The sequence below is a fragment of the Sphingomonas rubra genome, assembly GCF_900115745.1.
GTDB classification, from domain to species: Bacteria; Pseudomonadota; Alphaproteobacteria; order Sphingomonadales; family Sphingomonadaceae; genus Sphingomonas; species Sphingomonas rubra.
On sequence record NZ_FOXP01000015.1, the window covers coordinates 13,239 to 31,075 of the forward strand.

17 protein-coding genes are annotated in these 17,837 nt (G+C 65.4%); 6 read left to right on the forward strand and 11 right to left on the reverse strand.

Annotation, left to right across the window (positions count from 1 at the left end):
* Window positions 1-31: 31 nt before the first annotated feature.
* Genes BM145_RS14920 through BM145_RS14930 form a run of 3 tightly spaced genes read right to left on the reverse strand, consistent with a single transcriptional unit; the run spans window position 32 to window position 1,303 of the window.
* Window positions 32-742: an SIMPL domain-containing protein gene (locus BM145_RS14920; RefSeq protein ID WP_245739398.1), complete on the reverse strand. Its 711-nt coding sequence runs from the start codon at window positions 740-742 to the stop codon at window positions 32-34.
* Window positions 739-960 carry a conjugal transfer protein TraD gene (locus BM145_RS14925; protein WP_024021606.1) on the reverse strand — a complete coding sequence of 74 codons (222 nt, stop codon included), beginning with the start codon at window positions 958-960 and terminating at the stop codon, window positions 739-741. The genes BM145_RS14920 and BM145_RS14925 overlap by 4 nt, the downstream gene beginning before the upstream one ends.
* A gap of 16 nt (window positions 961-976) precedes the next feature.
* Window positions 977-1,303, reverse strand: coding sequence for a conjugal transfer protein TraD (locus tag BM145_RS14930; RefSeq protein ID WP_064311334.1), 327 nt, complete (start codon window positions 1,301-1,303; stop codon window positions 977-979).
* Window positions 1,304-1,477: 174 nt separating this feature from the next.
* Here BM145_RS14930 and traA point away from each other — a divergent pair, with 174 nt between their 5' ends.
* Window positions 1,478-4,393 carry a Ti-type conjugative transfer relaxase TraA gene (traA, locus tag BM145_RS14935; protein ID WP_064311362.1) on the forward strand — a complete coding sequence of 972 codons (2,916 nt, stop codon included), beginning with the start codon at window positions 1,478-1,480 and terminating at the stop codon, window positions 4,391-4,393.
* Window positions 4,394-4,399: 6 nt separating this feature from the next.
* On the forward strand, window positions 4,400-5,128 hold the full coding sequence (locus BM145_RS14940; protein WP_093334460.1) for a DUF6118 family protein: 729 nt from the start codon (window positions 4,400-4,402) through the stop codon (window positions 5,126-5,128).
* A gap of 31 nt (window positions 5,129-5,159) precedes the next feature.
* On the opposite strand, the gene BM145_RS14945 is transcribed toward BM145_RS14940, so the two are convergent.
* A complete protein-coding gene (locus BM145_RS14945; protein ID WP_084445276.1) occupies window positions 5,160-5,426 on the reverse strand; it encodes a DUF3892 domain-containing protein in 267 nt (88 codons plus the stop codon).
* A 638-nt stretch (window positions 5,427-6,064) separates the two neighbouring features.
* Between BM145_RS14945 and BM145_RS14960 the strand changes: the two genes are divergently transcribed.
* The 3 genes from BM145_RS14960 (at window position 6,065) to BM145_RS14970 (ending at window position 7,788) form a co-directional block, all read left to right on the forward strand.
* Complete coding sequence (locus tag BM145_RS14960; RefSeq protein WP_064311335.1) at window positions 6,065-6,385, forward strand: helix-turn-helix domain-containing protein; 321 nt, start codon at window positions 6,065-6,067, stop codon at window positions 6,383-6,385.
* Window positions 6,385-7,260 (forward strand): ImmA/IrrE family metallo-endopeptidase, encoded by an 876-nt coding sequence (locus BM145_RS14965; protein WP_064311336.1) that lies wholly within the window; start codon window positions 6,385-6,387, stop codon window positions 7,258-7,260. The genes BM145_RS14960 and BM145_RS14965 overlap by 1 nt, the downstream gene beginning before the upstream one ends.
* A gap of 165 nt (window positions 7,261-7,425) precedes the next feature.
* On the forward strand, window positions 7,426-7,788 hold the full coding sequence (locus tag BM145_RS14970; protein ID WP_198161973.1) for a hypothetical protein: 363 nt from the start codon (window positions 7,426-7,428) through the stop codon (window positions 7,786-7,788).
* Between the two features lie 51 nt (window positions 7,789-7,839).
* On the opposite strand, the gene BM145_RS14975 is transcribed toward BM145_RS14970, so the two are convergent.
* The 7 genes from BM145_RS14975 to BM145_RS15005 are packed head-to-tail and all read right to left on the reverse strand — an operon-like array spanning window position 7,840 to window position 16,785.
* The gene (locus BM145_RS14975) at window positions 7,840-8,436 is read right to left on the reverse strand and encodes a DedA family protein (RefSeq protein WP_064311338.1); all 597 of its coding nucleotides are present in this window, start codon (window positions 8,434-8,436) and stop codon (window positions 7,840-7,842) included.
* A gap of 47 nt (window positions 8,437-8,483) precedes the next feature.
* Window positions 8,484-9,263, reverse strand: a complete 780-nt coding sequence (locus BM145_RS14980; RefSeq protein ID WP_245739399.1) for a COG4705 family protein — start codon at window positions 9,261-9,263, stop codon at window positions 8,484-8,486.
* Window positions 9,264-9,281: 18 nt separating this feature from the next.
* Complete coding sequence (locus BM145_RS14985) at window positions 9,282-10,628, reverse strand: sensor histidine kinase (protein ID WP_064311339.1); 1,347 nt, start codon at window positions 10,626-10,628, stop codon at window positions 9,282-9,284.
* Window positions 10,628-11,302, reverse strand: coding sequence for a response regulator transcription factor (locus BM145_RS14990; RefSeq protein WP_064311340.1), 675 nt, complete (start codon window positions 11,300-11,302; stop codon window positions 10,628-10,630). Before BM145_RS14990 ends, BM145_RS14985 begins: the two co-directional genes overlap by 1 nt.
* 10 nt (window positions 11,303-11,312) lie before the next feature.
* A complete protein-coding gene (locus tag BM145_RS14995; RefSeq protein ID WP_064311341.1) occupies window positions 11,313-12,689 on the reverse strand; it encodes an efflux transporter outer membrane subunit in 1,377 nt (458 codons plus the stop codon).
* Complete coding sequence (locus BM145_RS15000; protein WP_093334456.1) at window positions 12,686-15,787, reverse strand: efflux RND transporter permease subunit; 3,102 nt, start codon at window positions 15,785-15,787, stop codon at window positions 12,686-12,688. Before BM145_RS15000 ends, BM145_RS14995 begins: the two co-directional genes overlap by 4 nt.
* Window positions 15,787-16,785 carry an efflux RND transporter periplasmic adaptor subunit gene (locus BM145_RS15005; RefSeq protein WP_093334457.1) on the reverse strand — a complete coding sequence of 333 codons (999 nt, stop codon included), beginning with the start codon at window positions 16,783-16,785 and terminating at the stop codon, window positions 15,787-15,789. Before BM145_RS15005 ends, BM145_RS15000 begins: the two co-directional genes overlap by 1 nt.
* A 173-nt stretch (window positions 16,786-16,958) precedes the next feature.
* Here BM145_RS15005 and BM145_RS15010 point away from each other — a divergent pair, with 173 nt between their 5' ends.
* Window positions 16,959-17,534, forward strand: coding sequence for a recombinase family protein (locus BM145_RS15010; protein WP_064313104.1), 576 nt, complete (start codon window positions 16,959-16,961; stop codon window positions 17,532-17,534).
* The last annotated feature ends 303 nt before the right edge of the window (window positions 17,535-17,837 follow it).

The window sequence follows — 17,837 nt, forward strand, 5'->3', positions numbered from 1 at the left end:
CATCCTTTCTCGCGGTATGGTGGCTAGGTGTTCATTTGGGGGCCAGCGCGAAGTTCACGCGCACCGTCACCATTCCGGCATTGGTCCCCGCCATTACAGTAGCCGACGCCTGTTCCGCCTGCACAGACACGGGCGGCGGCGCGACCATGCGGGCATCCATTGCCCCCATTTGCGGCATGTAGCCGCCCTGGCCGCCATCGTGGATCGCGAGCACTCGGTCGATGCGCAGGCCAGCGGCCTTGGCGCGGGCAGACTTGTAGGCAGCATCATAGCCGCTCAGGTTCGCCTTCTCGGGATCGGTAACGGAGAGGTCGGGGCCAGACACGATGTTCGCGCCGGCATCGGTGACGGCGGCGATCGCCTCACCGACCCGCGCCGTGTCACGCATCCGCACGGTGAGGGTATTGCTCGCCTCGAAGCGGCCCTTGTTGGGGCCATAGTCCAAGCGATTGACCGACAGGCTGCGCGTCTGGATATCGCGCGCGGGCACGTTCAGCCGGGCAAGGGCGGCCGTGATCCGGCTCATGGCTTCCGCATTCTTCGCGCTGGCGCATTTCGCATCAGCCGCCACGCTCGACAGGCCGGCGGTGAACAGCGCCTGGTCGGGCGCGGCTTCGGTGCGTCCGGTGCCTGTTACCGTCAACAAAGTCTCACCGGTTTCGAGGCCTTGCGGATCGGCAGGGCCTCGACCGCAACCGGCGATGATGACGCAGAGCGGCAAGGCCCATAGAGTCTTCCTCAAGACAGCTCCTCCACATTGTTTTCCGCATCGAACGCGCGTTTGCCGCGCCGCTTCCAGAGCGCAAGCGAGTCGCCGGCCTCGCCGCGAGCGCGGCCGACCAGCTCCAGCAGCGCGCCGTAAATCGTTGCGCGATCGTCGTCGGCGAGATCGACCAGGCCAGCCTTCTGGACGAGGCCGCCCAGCTCGATCAGGTGGCGGGTGCGTTCGCGCCGAGCCAAGACCCAGCCCCGCGTATCAGTCCGACGCCGTGCCGCTTCCAGACGCTGGATCAGCGCCCGGTTGCGTACCTGCGCTGTCGCCGTTGCCGTCAGCAGTCCGCCCAGCTTTGCGCCCGCGCCGTTGAAAGAAAGTGGAGCCCTTCGCGCGCCAAGCCTCCTTCGCTTCCGCATCCTTCGACGCAACGGCATCGAGCAGCGCGCCGGCGAGCATTTCCATGTCGAGCGCATCGGCCCCGGTCGCGGCAACGAGCTGGCCGAGCTGTTCGACCCGCTTCGCCTTCAAAGCGCGGGCCTTGTCACCCAGCGCTTTCAGTTCGGCATTATAATCGCGAACCTTCCGCATCGCTTTCACCCTTCCGCGTATCGGTCAGCAGCATCTTAGCGCGCCGAGCATATGGGTAAAGCCAGAACGACCAGAAAGCGGCACCAGGTCAGTCAGGAGATGCGAAGCAGATCGTGAGTGCGCGCTTATACGTCGTTGCCGACGTGCGCTAAGTAGGGCAGTATGCGGAGCGTCATGGCGATCTATCACTTCTCCGCCAAGGTTGTGAGCCGCGCGAACGGATCGAGCGCCGTTGCGAGCGCCGCCTATCGTTCCGCGTCCGAGCTGCACGACGATCGGCTGAACCGCGATCATGACTTTAGCAACAAGGCGGGAGTCATCCACTCCCAGGTGATGTTGCCGGAGGGCGCACCGGAGCGTTTAAAAGACCGCACAACCTTGTGGAATGAGGTGGAGGCAGGCGAGAAGCGCAAGGACGCGCAGCTTGCCCGCGAAGTGGAGTTCTCGATTCCGCGCGAGATGAACGAGAAGCAGGGTGTCCAGCTCGCGCGTGATTTCGTGAAGAAGCAGTTTGTCGATCGCGGGATGGTCGCGGACCTGAACGTGCATTGGGACAAGGCGAAGGACGGCAGTCCCAAGCCGCACGCGCACGTCATGCTGGCGATGCGCGACGTTGGGCCGGAGGGGTTCGGGCAGAAGAACCGGGACTGGAACAGCACCGAGTTGTTGAAGGATTGGCGCGAGGCGTGGAGCGCGCACGTCAACGAGCGCATGGCCGAGCTGGGGCTTGAGGGGCGGATCGACCATCGCTCCTATGAAGCGCAGGGCATCGCGCTTGAACCGCAGCACAAGATCGGACCCGCAGCATCGCGGCGATCGGAGCAGGGGCTTGAGGCGGAGCGGATCGAGGATCACACCCGCATTGCGCGGGAGAACGGTGATCGGATCATCGCCGATCCCAATGTCGCGCTGGACGCGATCACCCGGCAGCAGGCGACATTCACCACCCGCGACCTTGCGACGTTCGCGTTCCGGCATAGCGACGGCAAGGAGCAGTTCGACCAGGTAATGGGCGCGGTGCGCGCATCACCCGAGCTGGTCGCATTGGGCAAGGACGGACGCGACCAGGAGCGGTTTACATCCCGCGACATGATCGCGGTGGAGAACCGGCTTGAGCGTGCCGGCGACGAGCTGGCGGGGCGCACCGGGCACGGCGTCGCTGATCGGCATCGTGACGCTGCGATCGGCGCGGCCAGTGCCAAAGGCCTTGTCCTGTCGGGCGAGCAGCGCGACGCCTTCGATCATGTCACCGGCGACGCGGCTCTGGCGTCCGTCGTCGGCTATGCCGGCAGCGGCAAATCGGCGATGCTTGGCGTCGCGCGTGAGGCGTGGGAGCGGGAGGGCTACACGGTTCGTGGCGCGGCGCTGTCGGGCATCGCGGCCGAGAATCTTGAGGGCGGGTCGGGCATTCAATCCCGCACCATCGCCAGTCTCGAACACGCATGGGGGCAGGGGCGCGAGCAGCTAGGCCCGCGTGACGTGCTGGTCGTGGACGAGGCGGGCATGATCGGCTCACGCCAGATGGAGCGGGTGTTGGGCCAGGCGCGTGACGCCGGGGCCAAGGTCGTCATGGTCGGCGATCCCGAGCAGTTGCAGGCGATCGAGGCCGGCGCGGCGTTCCGCAGCGTCACCGAGCGCCACGGCGCAGCCGAGATCGCCGAGATCAGGCGGCAGCGCGAGGACTGGCAACGCGACGCGACGCGCGCGCTGGCGACGGGACGCACCGGCGAGGCGATTCACGCCTATGACCAAGGCGGCATGGTCCACGCGGCCGACACGCGCGAACAGGCGCGGGGCGAGCTGGTCGATGGTTGGGATCGCGCGCGCCAGGCCGAGCCGGGCAAGAGCCGGATCATTCTCACCCATACCAACGCCGAGGTGCAGAGCCTCAATGGCGAGGCGCGCGACCGGTTGCGCGCGAGCGGCGACCTTGGCGACGACGTGACGGTGAAGGCCGAGCGCGGCGAGCGGCAGTTCGCGACCGGCGACCGCATCATGTTCCTGCGCAACGAGCGCGGCATGGGGGTAAAGAACGGCACGCTGGCGACGATCGAGCGGGTATCGCCCGAGGGCATGGCGGTGCGCCTCGATGACGGGCGCGGGGTCGCGTTCGACACGAAGGATTATGCCCATGTCGATCATGGCTATGCGGCGACGTTCCACAAATCGCAGGGCGTGACGGTCGATCGCGCGCACGTCCTCGCCACCCCGGGCATGGACCGCCACAGTGCTTATGTCGGCATGTCCCGGCACCGCGACGACGTGCAGCTCCATTATGGCCGCGACGACTTCGCCGATCGGCGCCAGCTCGTCCGCGCCCTGTCGCGCGACCGGGGCAAGGACATGGCCGGCGACTACACCCGGCCCGAGCAGGATCAGGCGCGCGCGTTCGCCGATCGGCGCGAGATCCGGTTCCCGGAACTCGCGCGCCAGGTGGTGGCGAAGGTCCGCGACAAGGCGCGGGGCATGTTCGACGGCTTCCGGCCGAAACCAGCGATCGAAAAAGCGACGTCGCCGGAGCGTGTCGCGGCCGATCGGCCGCTGGCACCCTCGCAGGCCCGCGCGATCGAACGCTATGGGCGCGCCGCAGCCGATATAGACCGGATGAAGGACAAGGGGTTGCCGGTGCTGGCGCACCAAGAACAGAAGCTGGCGAAGGCCGGCGATGCGCTAGACCAGGTCCGGCCCCATGCCGCACGCGACCTCGCATCGGCATTGTCGCGCGATCCGAAGTTGATTGAGCAGGCCGCGGGGGGCAACATCAGCGGCGCGGCCAAAGCGATGGAGGCAGAGCGTCAGGTCCGCATCGATCCGGAGAAGCGCGCCGGCCGGTTCGTGGAGCAGTGGAAGGGTATGATGGAAGCGCGCGCCAGCATGGAGCGTGCCGGCGACCATGCAGGTGCGGAGAAGCTGGGCAAGCGCATGGAGGGCATCGCGGGCGGATTGCATCGCGACCCGCAGCTCGAATCCGTGTTGCAGCGACGCGCCCCCGAACTGGCATTGAGCATGGAACGTGGCCGGTCGATCGGGCAGGAATTGGCGCAGTCGGTCAGCATCGGGCGGGACCGCGACCGTGGCATGAGCCGGTAGGTGACGATGGACGACGATATTCAGGAAGGCGGCGATCCGGCGGAGGCGTTCGACCGGTTGCGCGCCGTGATCGAAGGCCAGGACCGCGAGCTGGCGTTGCTACGCCGTGCTGTGGAGGGCTTGGCGGCCGAGCGGGCGCATATCGACGTGCCCGACTATTCCGAGACGCTGGGGCGTATGCAGCAGGGCGTGGACGCCACGGCGGACCGGATCGCGGTCATCAACGACGTGATCGCGCGGAGTCCGGCGCTGGCGATGACCCCCGAGCAGATGGCGCAGCGGATCGCCGCAGCGGGCAACGCTGCCCGGCGTGAGGATCAGGCGGCGCTCGCCAAGGCCGGCGAGGACAAGGCCCGTGTCATGGCCGAGCTTCGCGCCATCGCCGGATCGGCATGGACGCGGGCCGACCAGAAGAACCGGCAGCTGTGGTTCGGGCTGGGCGGGGCGGCGATAGGCATCCTGGCATGGGCGGTCCTGCCCGGCCTCGTCGCGCGCGAGGTCGCGCCGGCGAGCTGGCAATGGCCCGAGCGCATGGCGGCAAGGACGCTCGACCTTCCCCGTTGGGAAGCAGGGCAGCGGATGATGCAGAGCGCCAGCCCGACCGCGTTCCGCGCCATCGTCGGGGCCGACAGGATCGTGACGGCCAACCGTGAGGCGATCGAAGGATGCAGCAAGGCCGCAGCCCGAACGCGTGAGACGGTGCGATGCACGATCCGGGTCGCGCCTGTGCGTTAGGGGGGCGAGCGCTAGAGGAGTCTAAACTCCGTCAGGCACATTCCGGCAAAGCGAGAAGATTATCGTTCCACTTCCCGTCAGCATAGGTGCGAACGTAAGGCCCGTTCTGCCCATCAACGACGCCAATATCAGCGCGTGTGCCGTTGACGCGAGTGAAGAATGTATTCGTTTTGCCGCGAATTGACTGGATTACCTCGTTGCGTGTCCACTTCCAGCCATTGCCCCCAAGATGGGTAATACCTTCATGAGTGCTATTGCGTGGCTGCTTGTTAATACAAGTGACTTGAACGTCGGCCATGATTGTAGCTCCTAATTGAGAGTGTAACGTTTCCAGGGCACGCGGCTGGGCGACACGTGCGACATGAACCGCGTAATGTCAGGCCGACCGAAATAGGTCGCTCGCCCTGACGAATCCTGCGCCATGAGCACGACCGGCACGCCTGGGAACACCGGACTGAATGACCGGATCGCCGATTGAGCTTCGGTCCGATTGTCCACGACATGCCGCTTCACGACGACGATCGCGAACGTAACTCCCTGTTCGCGGAGCACAGCGCCTTCAAATTGCATATCAGCCTCCCTCAGCTTTCACGCACGGTGGTGCGGGGGCTCGCTTTGCCGTGAGCGGTCGTCACGTAACGACCGCTGATTGCACTGCGGAAATGCGCGCCCGAGCTGGCACCCGAGCTATTGGACTCGTGGACCGTTGTGCGGGGGCTTGCTTTGCCGTGACCCGTTGTCACGAAGCGCCCGCTGATCGCGCTGCGGAAATGTCCGCCGCCGCCTTTTTTACCTGCCATCTTCAATCTCCCGTCAACCTAAGGGTTGCCGGCGGAGTTCGGACTACCGGCACGGGATATATGGCAACTACGAGTTCGCTGTTCAAGTAGGAAATGTGATGGTAGCACCGAACAGGCAAATTTTCACGGAGAAACCATGTCATCAACCTTGGGTCGTAAGGTTCGCGACCTGCGACAGGAAAAGGGTCTCACCCTCGACCAGCTCGCGCAGGCCACCGGCAGCAGTAAAAGCTACATTTGGGAAATTGAGAACAAGCCGGTTGCCCGCCCATCCGGCGAAAAGCTGAACCGCATCGCTGCCGTGCTAGGCGTCACGCCAGAGTTTCTGGCCGACGAAGATCGTACCAATGCTACCGTCGATGAGTTCGACGAGGCGTTTTATCGCAAATACCAGGGAGCCGATCCGAACGTGAAGGAAAAGTTGAAGCGCATCCTCGATGTGTTGGATGACGAATAATGCCTGATCCGACCCAACCGATAGCTTGGGCGAACTTCCTCACCCAGGCATGGGGACCAAGATTCCCGGTTGAGGTCGTGACGATCGCGATGGACTATACCCAGCGCTTTCCCGATCCCATCAAGAAGATCGAAAAGGCGGAGGTCGATCATTTTGAGGGTGCCCTGTTTCCGCTACGCAAAAGCGGAAAATGGGCCATTCTCTACAATCCCAACATCATTTCTGCTGGTCGGATCAACTTCACCCTAGCCCATGAGCTGGGGCATTACCTCGTCCACCGCGCACTTAGTCCCGATGGTTTTGAATGTGGGCAGGAGCGAGTGCTGGGGCTTGATCGCGATGCCGTCCGCCGAAAGATCGAACAAGAGGCCGATGCCTTCGCCTCTTACCTTCTCATGCCGATCAACGACTATCGTGCTCAGGTTGGCGGAGATGAGATGACGTTGGAGCTGCTGCGCCAATGCGCCGACCGCTATGGCGTTTCGATGACAGCCGCAGCGATCAAATGGCTGGATTTCACCCCTAAGTGTGCTGCCCTCGTCGTCGCCACGAATGGATTTGTGCTTTGGTGCTGGCGAAGCACGAGTGCGAAAAAGAGGCGGATTTTTTTCCCGCAGGGGATGGAGCTGCCGGTCGGATCGCTCGCGGCCCAGCCGGCCTTGATCCTCCCTGATGCCACTCGCGGGGCAATGCTCGATCGACAGATATGGGGCGCATCAACCGACGTAAGAGAAATGGCGATCTTCGCCGATCGCTATGAAATGACCATCTCGCTTCTTGTTTTTGACGACGTTGAAGGTGGATATGCTGATTGGGAGGTTGACGAAGAGGATACATTTGACCGGTTCAATCGACAGCTTTCGCAGCGGGCATAATCATCGGCTTTCAATGCCTAAGAGAACGGCTCATCTTGCCGATGAGGCTTTCACCTAGACGAGGGCAGCAGACCAGACGTGAGCGAGGGAACTGAGGACCAGCTACGGCAAATCTGGAATCAGGGCGCGATCCCTGTTCTGTATCGTCGCGGACCAGGAAACCCGTTGCTGGCGCGGCTGCCCTATGCCCTTACCAACCGGCCTTGGCTTGGATCGTTCGGTCGAAAGAACCCGGAGTGGGATGCAAAGGCAAAGCATTGGGAGCTGCCGCAGGCGTGGTTCAACAAGCTGGTTCGCGCCTGCCTCGACAAGTTCGGCATTGTCTACATCATCCAGCCCTACCGTGAGCAGGAGAAATGCGCGCCTGCCTGTTGGGCGGCCCAGGGCGAGGAGTGCCAATGCTCCTGCATGGGGGTAAACCACGGTGTGAGCAGCGCAGGCGGCGACTGGAAGGTCATATCGGACGCTTTCGCAACCCGATGGGGAGAGAGGCATCTTGCTTGCCGGCTTCTGACCCGGCAAGCCTAGACGAGAACGACCCGCATCGGCCGAGGTGTCACAACCGTTCCGGTTTTGACTTTAGGTGGCGCGCCACGTCGCCACCCGATAGAGATATGCGGCGATCACCAGCCCGACGATGATGTTGGTAATCGGATTCAGGTAGGCGGCAACGATCCGGTATTGCCCTTCAAGAAGGTAGCCGGCCACTGCTAACAGTGTCGTCCAGAGCGCGGTTCCAAGCGTCGTGAACAGCAGAAAACGCGGTAGGCTCATACCGAACACGCCTGCTGGTACCGAGATCAGCGTTCGCAGCGCGGGGACGAGCCTGCCGAGCAACACGGCTTTGCCGGAATGTCGATCGAACCAGCGGTCCACGCGGTCGATGTCCCGTGGTGCAAGCGTCAGCCAGCGCCCGTGCCGCCCCGCCCAGCGCCGCAACCGATCGGCACCGATCCACTTGCCGACATAATACCAGAACAGCGCGCCCGCGACCGAGCCGCCCGTACCAGCCACGATCACGCCGAACAGACTCAATCGCCCTTGCCCCGCGCCAAAACCGGCAGCGGGCATAATGATTTCGGAGGGGATTGGCGGAAACACATTTTCAAGAAACATCAGCACGGCAATGCCGAGGTAGCCGGCTTCGTTAAGAAACTCGATTAGGCGATCGAACACAGGCAGTCTTTCAATAGCGGTTTGTCGTGGCGAGAAACCGGTTCAATTTACCCGGCTCTGTTCTCACCAGGATGTTGGCCTGCGCGTTGTGGCAGGATCAGGATGAGGGCCAGGATGGCCGCCGCAAGCACTGCCGAAGCGAGCGGGCGGCTGAAATCGAGCCCGCCTTTTGCGATCGGCTTATCGAGGAAATCGCCTACGGCCGCGCCGAGCGGCCGGGTCAGGATGAACGCCGCCCAGAACAAGAATACCCGGTTTGCCTTCGTCAAGAAGTAGAGGCCGGCGAGTATCGCCAGCATCGCGCCGAAGATCGCCGCTGCACCCAGATAGCCGAGGCCCCCGGTGTCCGCTGTCCAATCACCGAGTGCCGTGCCGAGCGTCTGCGAGAAGGTGATGGTGAGCCAGTAGAACAGCTCCGCCTTGGATCCCCGAACGGTATCGACCGAGATCGAGCCAAGGGTGCGATACCAAGCGAACAGGGACGCCAGCACGCATCCGAGCAGCAGCGCCGAACCTCCGGTATAGCCGATGCTCAACGACCGCGTGGCGAAGTCCGCCATCGTCGTTCCCGCGGTCGTCGATGCGATGATCGTCGCCCAGTAGAGAAAGGGGTGGAAACGCGTCGCCGTCACCTGCCACCAGACCAGCGCGATCAACGCCGTCAGGAAAATCGCGGTGCCGACAAGATAGCCCAGGTTCATCGACATGCTGACGGTATCACCGGCGGTTTCGCCGAGCGTCGTCGCCAGAATCTTGATGATCCAGAAACCCAGCGTGATCGCCGGCACCTTGCTCAAAAGTTCGCGCCTGTCGCCGATCGTCATCATGTGTTCCCGACTTCCAAATCAGTCATTCCCGCGGATCGGGAGTTCGACAGCGACACCAAATCCGGGCGGCGCGAGCAGCGAGGCCGTGCCCCGGTGCGCTGTCGCGACCGCAGCAACGAGCGCCAGGCCCAGGCCATGACCTTCCGACGATCGGCTACGTTCCGCGCGCGCGAACCGCTGGAACAGCCGGGGCGCATCTTCGGGTGCTACACCGTGTCCGTCATCGGCGACCGTCAGGCGAGCAATGGCTTCATCACGCTCCAGCTCGACACGAACCGTCGTTCCCGGGGGGGTGTGGCGGAGCGCGTTGTCGAGGAGATTGGTGATAAGCTGTTGCAGCAGCCGTCGATCGCCCGTCGTCCAGATCGCGGGTGCAATCGCTGTGACGAGCAGATGGCCGCTTGCCTCCATATCGGGGCGGTAGGTGTCGACCAGTTCCTCGACCAGTTGGTCCAGCGGCAAGTCCTGAAAATGGGCGCGAGGGGACAACGCTTCCACCTCCGCGATGCGCAGCAATGCCCCGAAGATATCCAGCAGTTCGCGTGATTGTGCGGCAGCGGCCTCGATCGCTTGGCGTTTCTCGTCCACATCCCGTGCCGATAGCGCTTCATCGAGCCGGTTATGCAGGCGCGTCAGCGGGGTGCGCAGGTCGTGGGCTACGTCGCTCGACACTTGGCGCAGATTGTCCATCAGTCCACCGATCCGGTCGAGCATCCGGTTGAGCGTCGCCGACACGCGATCGAACTCGTCACCTGCACCGGTGAGCGGCATACGTCGCGCAAGATCACCATCGATGATCGCGAGGGCGGTGCGGTCGATGCGCGAGAGGCGTGCGCGTGTCACCGCACCGACCAGCCAGGCCCCGCCGATGCCGAGCAGCAGCATGACGCCGAATGCGCCGGCGAACAGCTTGAGCAGCGTCGCATCCATCTCGTCGATGACTTCGCGATCGGCCGCGACGACCAGCCGGCTGCTGTCAGGCAACCGGGTGGTCAGGGCCTGTGCGATCCGGTGTTCGCCGTCGCGCCGGTAATGCAGCAATTCCAGATAACCCGGCAGGGTCGGGGCGGTCGCGTCGAGCGACCCCGCCACGCGGCGACCCGCCGGGTCGACCAGCAGGTACTCCAGACTGGCGGTGCTTCGCGCCGCCTCGCGCCGGCGGATCGCAGCCGCGACGCCAGTAGGACCGTCATCGCCTTCGTCGATCAGCGCGCGCGTCTCGATGGCAACGCGGTGATCGAGCTGGATCTCAAGGGCTTCGTGCGTCACTTCATAGGCGACGACGCCGATGACAAGCGTCGCAAGCGCGAAGCAGGACGCGACCAAAGCGACGAGCCCGAAGGTTGATCGCCACGGGCGGGTCATCACCCGCCGCGCACCATGTAGCCAGCGCCGCGCACGGTTTCGATCGCATCATCGTCGAACCCGGCGTTGAGCTTGGAGCGCAGGCGGCTCAGATGCGTCTCGACGATGTTCGTCTTGGGATCGAAATCGAAATCCCAGACACGTTCCAGCAGCATCGTGCGCGTCATCACCCGGCGCGGATTGCGCATCAGCTCGGCGAGCAACGCGAATTCGCGCGGTTGCAGCACGATCCGGCGACCGTCTCGCGTGACGGTGCGCCGGTGAAGATCGAGCTCGATCGCACCAATAACGAGCACGCTCGCTTCGGTCTGGGTAGCTGGACGACGCCCGAGGGCATGAACGCGCGCTGCCAGCTCGGAAAAGGCGAATGGCTTGACCAGATAATCGTCGGCACCGCCTTCCAGTCCTTCGACACGATCGGCGATGCCGCCCACAGCAGTGAGCATGAGAGCCGGCGTCATATTGCCCGCCGCGCGCAATGCCTTGATTAGCGACAGGCCATCCAGACCGGGAAGCATCCGATCGACAATCAGCGCGTCGAACTGGTCGCCAGTCGCCTGAAATAGTCCATCGCGACCATCGGTGCTCGTGATGACATGATGCCCCAGCTCCGCAAGCCCGCGGGCCACGAAGCGGTTGGTCTCGTCATCATCTTCCACGATCAGGATTCGCATGACTGCCCTTCTAACCCGCCGGGCCGTTCGTCTGCCATCCACCACCGAGCGCCCGGAACAGTGCAACCTGGGATTGCGCCACGGTGAGGTCGGACTGTGCCTGGGCGAGCGCGGCTTGCACCCGCGCGCGCTCGGCATCGAACTGGATCAGCGAGGCGGTATCCCCAAGCCGAACACGAGCGGCTGCACGGCGCGCGTAGAGCGCGGACTGGACGCGTGCGGCATCGAGCGCACGATTACGACGCACTTCGCTGTCATAAGCGGCGAGCGCGGTTTCGACTTCGCGCAGCGCCCGCAATACCGCCACATCCCAACCGGCGAGCGCAGCACGCTCGGTCGCGCGGGCCTGTTTCAGTCGTGCGCGCGCCGGGGCCTGATTGGGGAAGGCCCAGCTTATGAGCGGTGAAGCCGTCGCGACGAAGCCACCCGTCAGCAGCCCGACCGCACCGCCTAGGTTCACGCGCGGGTAGAGATCGGCGCGGGCAACACCGATCCGCGCCGCGGCTGCGGCGAGGCGGCGTTCGGCTTCGCGAATATCGGGGCGACGTAGCAGCAGCGCCTGTCCGTCGCCCACGGGCACCGCCGCACGGAGCTTCGGGGGCGCATTGCAGACGATGTTGAACCCGCGCGCTTCAGTGGGAGGACGGCCCTGCAAGGTTGCGATCCGGTACAGGGCATTCGTGCGCGCCGCCTCGAACGGGGCCAGCGTTGCGCGGGTGGATTCCAGCAGGCTGGCGGCCTGAGAGACTTCGAGCGGGGAGACTTCGCCAGCGGCAAGCTGGTCGCGCACCACCCCAACCGAGCGTTCCTGAACCGCGATTATCTCGCGCGAGACATTCGCCGCACGGGTCGCACCGCACAGATCGACATAGGCGAGCACCGTATCCGCCACGACCGCGACGCGCAGGGAGTCCAGCGCCGCGGCCTGAGCATCGGCATCGGCCCCCGCCGCCAGCGCGCCCGAGCGCAGGCGGCCGAACAGGTCGATATCCCAGCTCGCGGTCAGGGCAAGATCGTAGTCGGTGGTAGGTACGTTCGATGACGCGCTCGGTTGCGTCGCGCTGTTGTCGATCGTTCCCGCGCTCTCGATCGTGGTTTGCGGCAGCCGCGCGGCGCGCGCCTGCCGCAGTGCCGCGCGCGCGCCGTCGAGATTGGCATAGGCGACGCGCAGATCGGCATTGGCGGCAAGGCTCGCCTCGACCAGTCGATCAAGCGCCGGATCGTCGTACAGCCGCCACCAGTCATTCGGGACCGGGCCGATCGCCGCGGTCGGAAGGTTTGCGAAAGCACCCCTGGCGGTCGCGGGTGCGATCGTCGGCGGGGGCAGAGGCGCGGTCATGCACCCCACGACCGCGAGCGCGGCGATCGGAGCAAACCGGCGGATCATGCGGGAACTCCGGCGAGCGGGGCATCGGGCGCGGGCTTCTCCCGGCCGAAGCGCGCATAGAGCGCGGGCATCAGGAACAGGTTGAGCACGGTCGAGGAGATGAGTCCGCCCAAGATGACGATCGCCATCGGATGCTCGATTTCATGGCCCGGCGCGTTGCCGGCGACGATCAGCGGCAGCAGCGCAAGGCCGGCGCACGCGGCGGTCATCAGGATCGGCACCAACCGTTCCTCCGCGCCGCGCAGGATCAGGCGCGGGCCGAACGCTTCGCCCTCGAACCGGCGGAGATGATCGTAGTGCGACAGCAGCATGATGCCGTTGCGTGCCGAGATGCCGATGACCGTCACGAAGCCGACCAGCGAGCCGAGCGACAGCACCCCACCCGTCAGCGCCACGCCGACTACCCCGCCGACCAGCGCGAACGGCAGGCTGGTCGCGACCAGCGCGGTGATCCGTGCCGATCGAAACTCCAGCCACACCAGCAGCAGAACGCCGAGCAGGCAGAGCAGCCCCGTCGTCCAGAGCCGCTGGCGCGAGTCACGCAGCGCCGCATATTCGCCCAGCACCTGGGGATGGTATCCGGTCGCGAACGGCACCTGACCCACAGCCGTTTCGACAGCGCGCGCGACAGTGCCGAGGTCCGCACCGGCTACATTGAGCGTGACGTCGATCCGGCGCTGACCGTTCTCGCGCTTGATCTCGTTCGGGGCAGGCATGATGCGGATATCGGCCACGTCGCGCAGCCGCACCGGCGCGCCCGCAGGCGTCTGGATCATCATGTCGGCAAGCGCGTGGACATCGCCGCGCACCTTGGGTTCGCCCCACAGCGCCACGTCGAACGCTTTCTGGTCGCGGTAGATTTCGCCGACCTTCTGCCCCGCGACCAAGGTTTGCGCCTGTCGCCGTACTTCGCCCGCGGTGAGGCCCAGCGTGGCCAGATCGCCGGGCCGGGGACGGACCTGAATCTGCGGCACCAGCACCTGTTGCTCGACCTTGAGATCCGCAACCCCGTCGATCGCCGCGACCCTGGCCCGCACCCGCTCAGCCGTGGCGCGAAGCTCGACCTGATCGGGACCGAAGATGCGGACGACGACGGTCGCGCCCGCGCCGCTCAACACTTCCTTGATGCGCTCGCGCAAATAGGTGAGCACGTCGCGGTAGAGGCCGGGATAGCCGTCGATCACTTCCTTGATACGCGCGACGCTGGCGTCATAGTCGACATTCTCGTCCAGGCTGATCCATAGCTCGGTGAAGTTCGGGCCGACCACCTCGTCCGCGGCTTCCGCACGGCCGATATGCGCGCCGAAGTTGCGCACGCCGGGGATTGCGCGCAGTTCCTTGGAGGCGCGGATCGTGATGCGGTCCATCGCCTCGATCGACGTGCCGGGCTTCTCGACGAAGTGCATCAGGAAGTCGGTTTCGCGAAAGTCGGGCAGGAACTGATCCTTGAACCCGGCGTAGCCGACGCCGGCCAGCAGCAGGCCGCCCGCGACGATCCCCATCGCCAGCGCCGGTCGCGCCACCATGCGCGGCAGCACCCCGGCGTAGCGGCGCTTGAGCGCCCCGACGAGCCGCGTGTCACGCTCTGCCTTGAGGGGCGCGTTCGGCAGCAGGAACAGGCACATCGCCGGCGTCACCACCAGCGCGACCAGCAACGACGCGGCAATCGCCAGCACATAGGCGATGGCAAGCGGCTGAAAGAACGTCCCCGCGACCCCGCCCAAAAAGAAGATCGGCAGGAACACCAGCATCACGATCAGCGAGGCAAACACCACCGCCGATCGCACTTCCAGCGAGGCGGACAGCACCACATCGAAATTGGAGCGCGGGTTGCCCGCCTCGCGGTTAAGCCGCAGCCGGCGAGCGATGTTCTCCACGTCGATGATCGCGTCATCGACCACCTCGCCGAGCGCGATGACCAGTCCGGCGATCACCATCGTGTTGATCGTGGCACCACTCCACAGCAGCACCAGCCCCGCGCCGAGCAGCGACAGCGGTATGGCGACCAGACTGATCGTCGCCTGCCGCCAATCGCGGGTGAAGACGAACAGCACCACGGCCACGAGCAGGCAGCCGATCGCGAGCGCGCGTGTCAGGTTGTCGATCGAGCGTTCGATGAAGGTCGCCGGGCGGAAGATCGTCGTATCGACCTTCACGTCGCGCAGGCCCGGCTTCAGCTCACCGATCGCGGCCTCCACGTCACGGGTAAGCTGGAGGGTGTTGCCGGTCGGCTGCTTCTCGACGATCAGCATCAGGCCGGGGCCGTCGTCGATGATCGCATTGCCGATCGGCGCGGCGAAGCCGTCGACCACGCGGGCGACGTCGCCGATGCGGACCGGCGCTTCGCCGCTCTGCTTGATGACCGCCTGGGCAAGATCGGCCGAGGACTGGATCGCGCTCGTCTGCTGGACCGCGAGGCGCTGCGTTGCCGTATCGACGAAGCCGCCCCCGCCGACCAGCACCGCGTCGCCGGCCGCGGCGCGCAGTTCGGCGAGCGTCACGCCAGCAGCGCGCAGTCGGTCGGGATCGACCAGAACCTGCAATTGGCGGTCACGCAGACCCCAGATCGCGACGTTGGCGACGCCCGGCACCGCCATCAGGCGCGGCCGGATCGTCCAGCGCGCCAATTCGGAGAGCTGCATCTGATCGAGCTTGGCCGACGATATGCCGATCTTCATCGCCCGACTGGTCGACGACAGCGGCGGGAGCATCACCGGGGGACGCGCGGCGGCGGGCAACCGTGCCTGCACCTGCGTTACCCGTTCCTGCACGAGCTGGCGGGCGCGGATCACGTCGGTGCCGCGATCGAACAGGATCGATACCGACGACAGACCGAGCACCGACTTCGACCGCAGCGTCATCAGATCGGGGACGCCGTTCACGGCCGTTTCAATCGGCACGGTAATCAGGCTTTCCACCTCCTCGGTGGAGAGGCCCGGAGCTTCGGTTTGAATCTCCACCATCGGTGGCGCGAACTCTGGAAACACGTCCAGCGGCACGTCGCCGGTCGCGCGTAGCCCAAGTACGACCAGCAGCGCCGCGAGCGCGAGAATGAGGACGCGCTGGGTCAGCGCGGCACGGACCAACCAGGCAAGCATCAGTGCGGCGTCCCGAACTCGGTCCCGAACAGCTCGGCCGCCCCGTCCGTCACGACTTCGGCACCACGCTCCAGGCCGCGCGACAACAGCGCACGGCCATCGGCGACGCTCGCGACCTCGATTCGTTGGCGAACATAGGTGTCGGGTGCAGTCTTCCGGTACACCCATTCGCCGCCATAGATGTCGCGGACGATCGCCGCGGTCGGGACCGACAGCCCGTCTGCCCGCCCGCCGAGCGGCAACGCTACGGCGACGCGCTGGCCGACGCGGTAGGCACGGTCGCGATTATCGAGTGCGAAGAACAGATCGACGGTGCCCGCGACCGCATTGGCCGAGGGCGGTGCCTGGACCGGGCGCGCAGCGCGCGGAGCGGCGCGATCGTCGCCGAGGGGGCGAACCGTAGCCGTGCGACCGCGTTCGATGGCGCTCACGTCGGTGCCGAACACCGGCACCCGCACCCACAGCGTCGACAGATTGCCCATCGACGCGATCGAGGGACCGAGCAGCCCGCGTTGCGCGCGCGCCGCATCCAGTGCTGCCCGCGCGGTGGCGAGCGCCGCCGCGGCTTCGTCGCGTCCTCGGACGCTGCCCGCTTCCTCACGCACGAGAGCAGCGGCACGATTATAGGCGATGACGGCAAGCCGCACTTGCGCTTGCGCCCGCGCGATCTCGCCTTCGGCCGCAACCTGACTGACCCCGATCTGGGCGAGGTTGCTCGTCGATCCCGTTGGCACGCCCGCCCCGCCGGTTGCCGGCACGACGACCTCGCCGCTCGTCGCGCGGATTTGCGCGGCCGAACCATCGCCAATTCTTACCGTTCGGATGCCGAGACGCTGTTGCGCTTGCGTCGTGAGGGTGAGCTTCAGCAGATCGCTTTCGTGGGCGACCGCCGCGGCCTTGGCTGGGGGAGTTGGGGGTGAAGCCGGATCGCTGCCGCATCCAGTCAGGATCGCCAGCAGGGGCCATGTGGCGATCGGAAGGCATCGGATAGGCGTCATGCCGCGACAGTAGCAGCCTCATGTTGGCGGCAGCTTGGGGCGACTATACAAAATCCCAATGTTCGGCAGGAAGCGATAGGCTGGTGTCACAACCGGTCGGTTTTGACACCAACAAACCAGCTCAGCTTTTCCATGGGTTTACAGGTGTCAGAATCCCGTGTCAGAACGCCACGATGCAAATCGGCTATGCGCGGGTGTCTCGCGGCGACCATCAGGACCTAAATGCCCAACTCGCCGCGCTCGCCGCGGCGGGATGCGATCCGGTGTTTCGGGAGGAGGCATCGGGTGGCCAGGCCGATCGCCCTGAGCTGGCACGCGCGATCGGTGCGTTGAAGCCCGGCGACGTGCTGGTGGTGTGGAAACTTGATCGGTTGTCGCGCTCGCTGCGGGATCTTCTGTTCACGCTGGAGGCGATTACGGCTGCAGGTGCTGGCTTCCGATCGATGACGGAGGCCGTGGACACGACGACGCCAGCAGGCCGGCTTATGACCCAGACCTTGGGTGCCTTCGCTGAGTTCGAGCGCGCCATGATCCGCGAGCGGACCATGAACGGGCTGGTGCACGCGCGGAAAGCCGGCCGGCATCTTGGGCGCCGTCCGAGCCTCACCGGCCAGCAGCGGGCCGAGATCATCGCCAAGGCGGAATCCGGCCAGGGTTCGCCGGCGCAGCTTGCCAGCCTCTTCCGCGTGTCGCGATCGACGGTGCAGCGCGTCCTGCGCGATTATCGCAACCGATCGATCGCCGCGTGAGCCTTGCCCCGGCCCTTCCGCGTGACCTGCCTGCAGACCTTGAAGCCCAACGGTACGAGTTAGCCCGCGCGCGTCAGCTCGCGCGGGCGTGGGCGGAGACGCTTCCCGAGCCTAAGCGTCGCGACATGGCGGCGCTGTTCACCCGCGTCGCAATCGAGACTTACAGCGCTGAAGCCCGACCCCATGCGAGCCTCAGCGCGCCTTTCGCCAAGCCTTATGGCCGGCTCGACCGTGCCGTTGCCGAGCTGGCGCAGGTGGTGGGCCGCGAGGCTGCACCGCTGCCGATCACCGAGGCCGTCTATT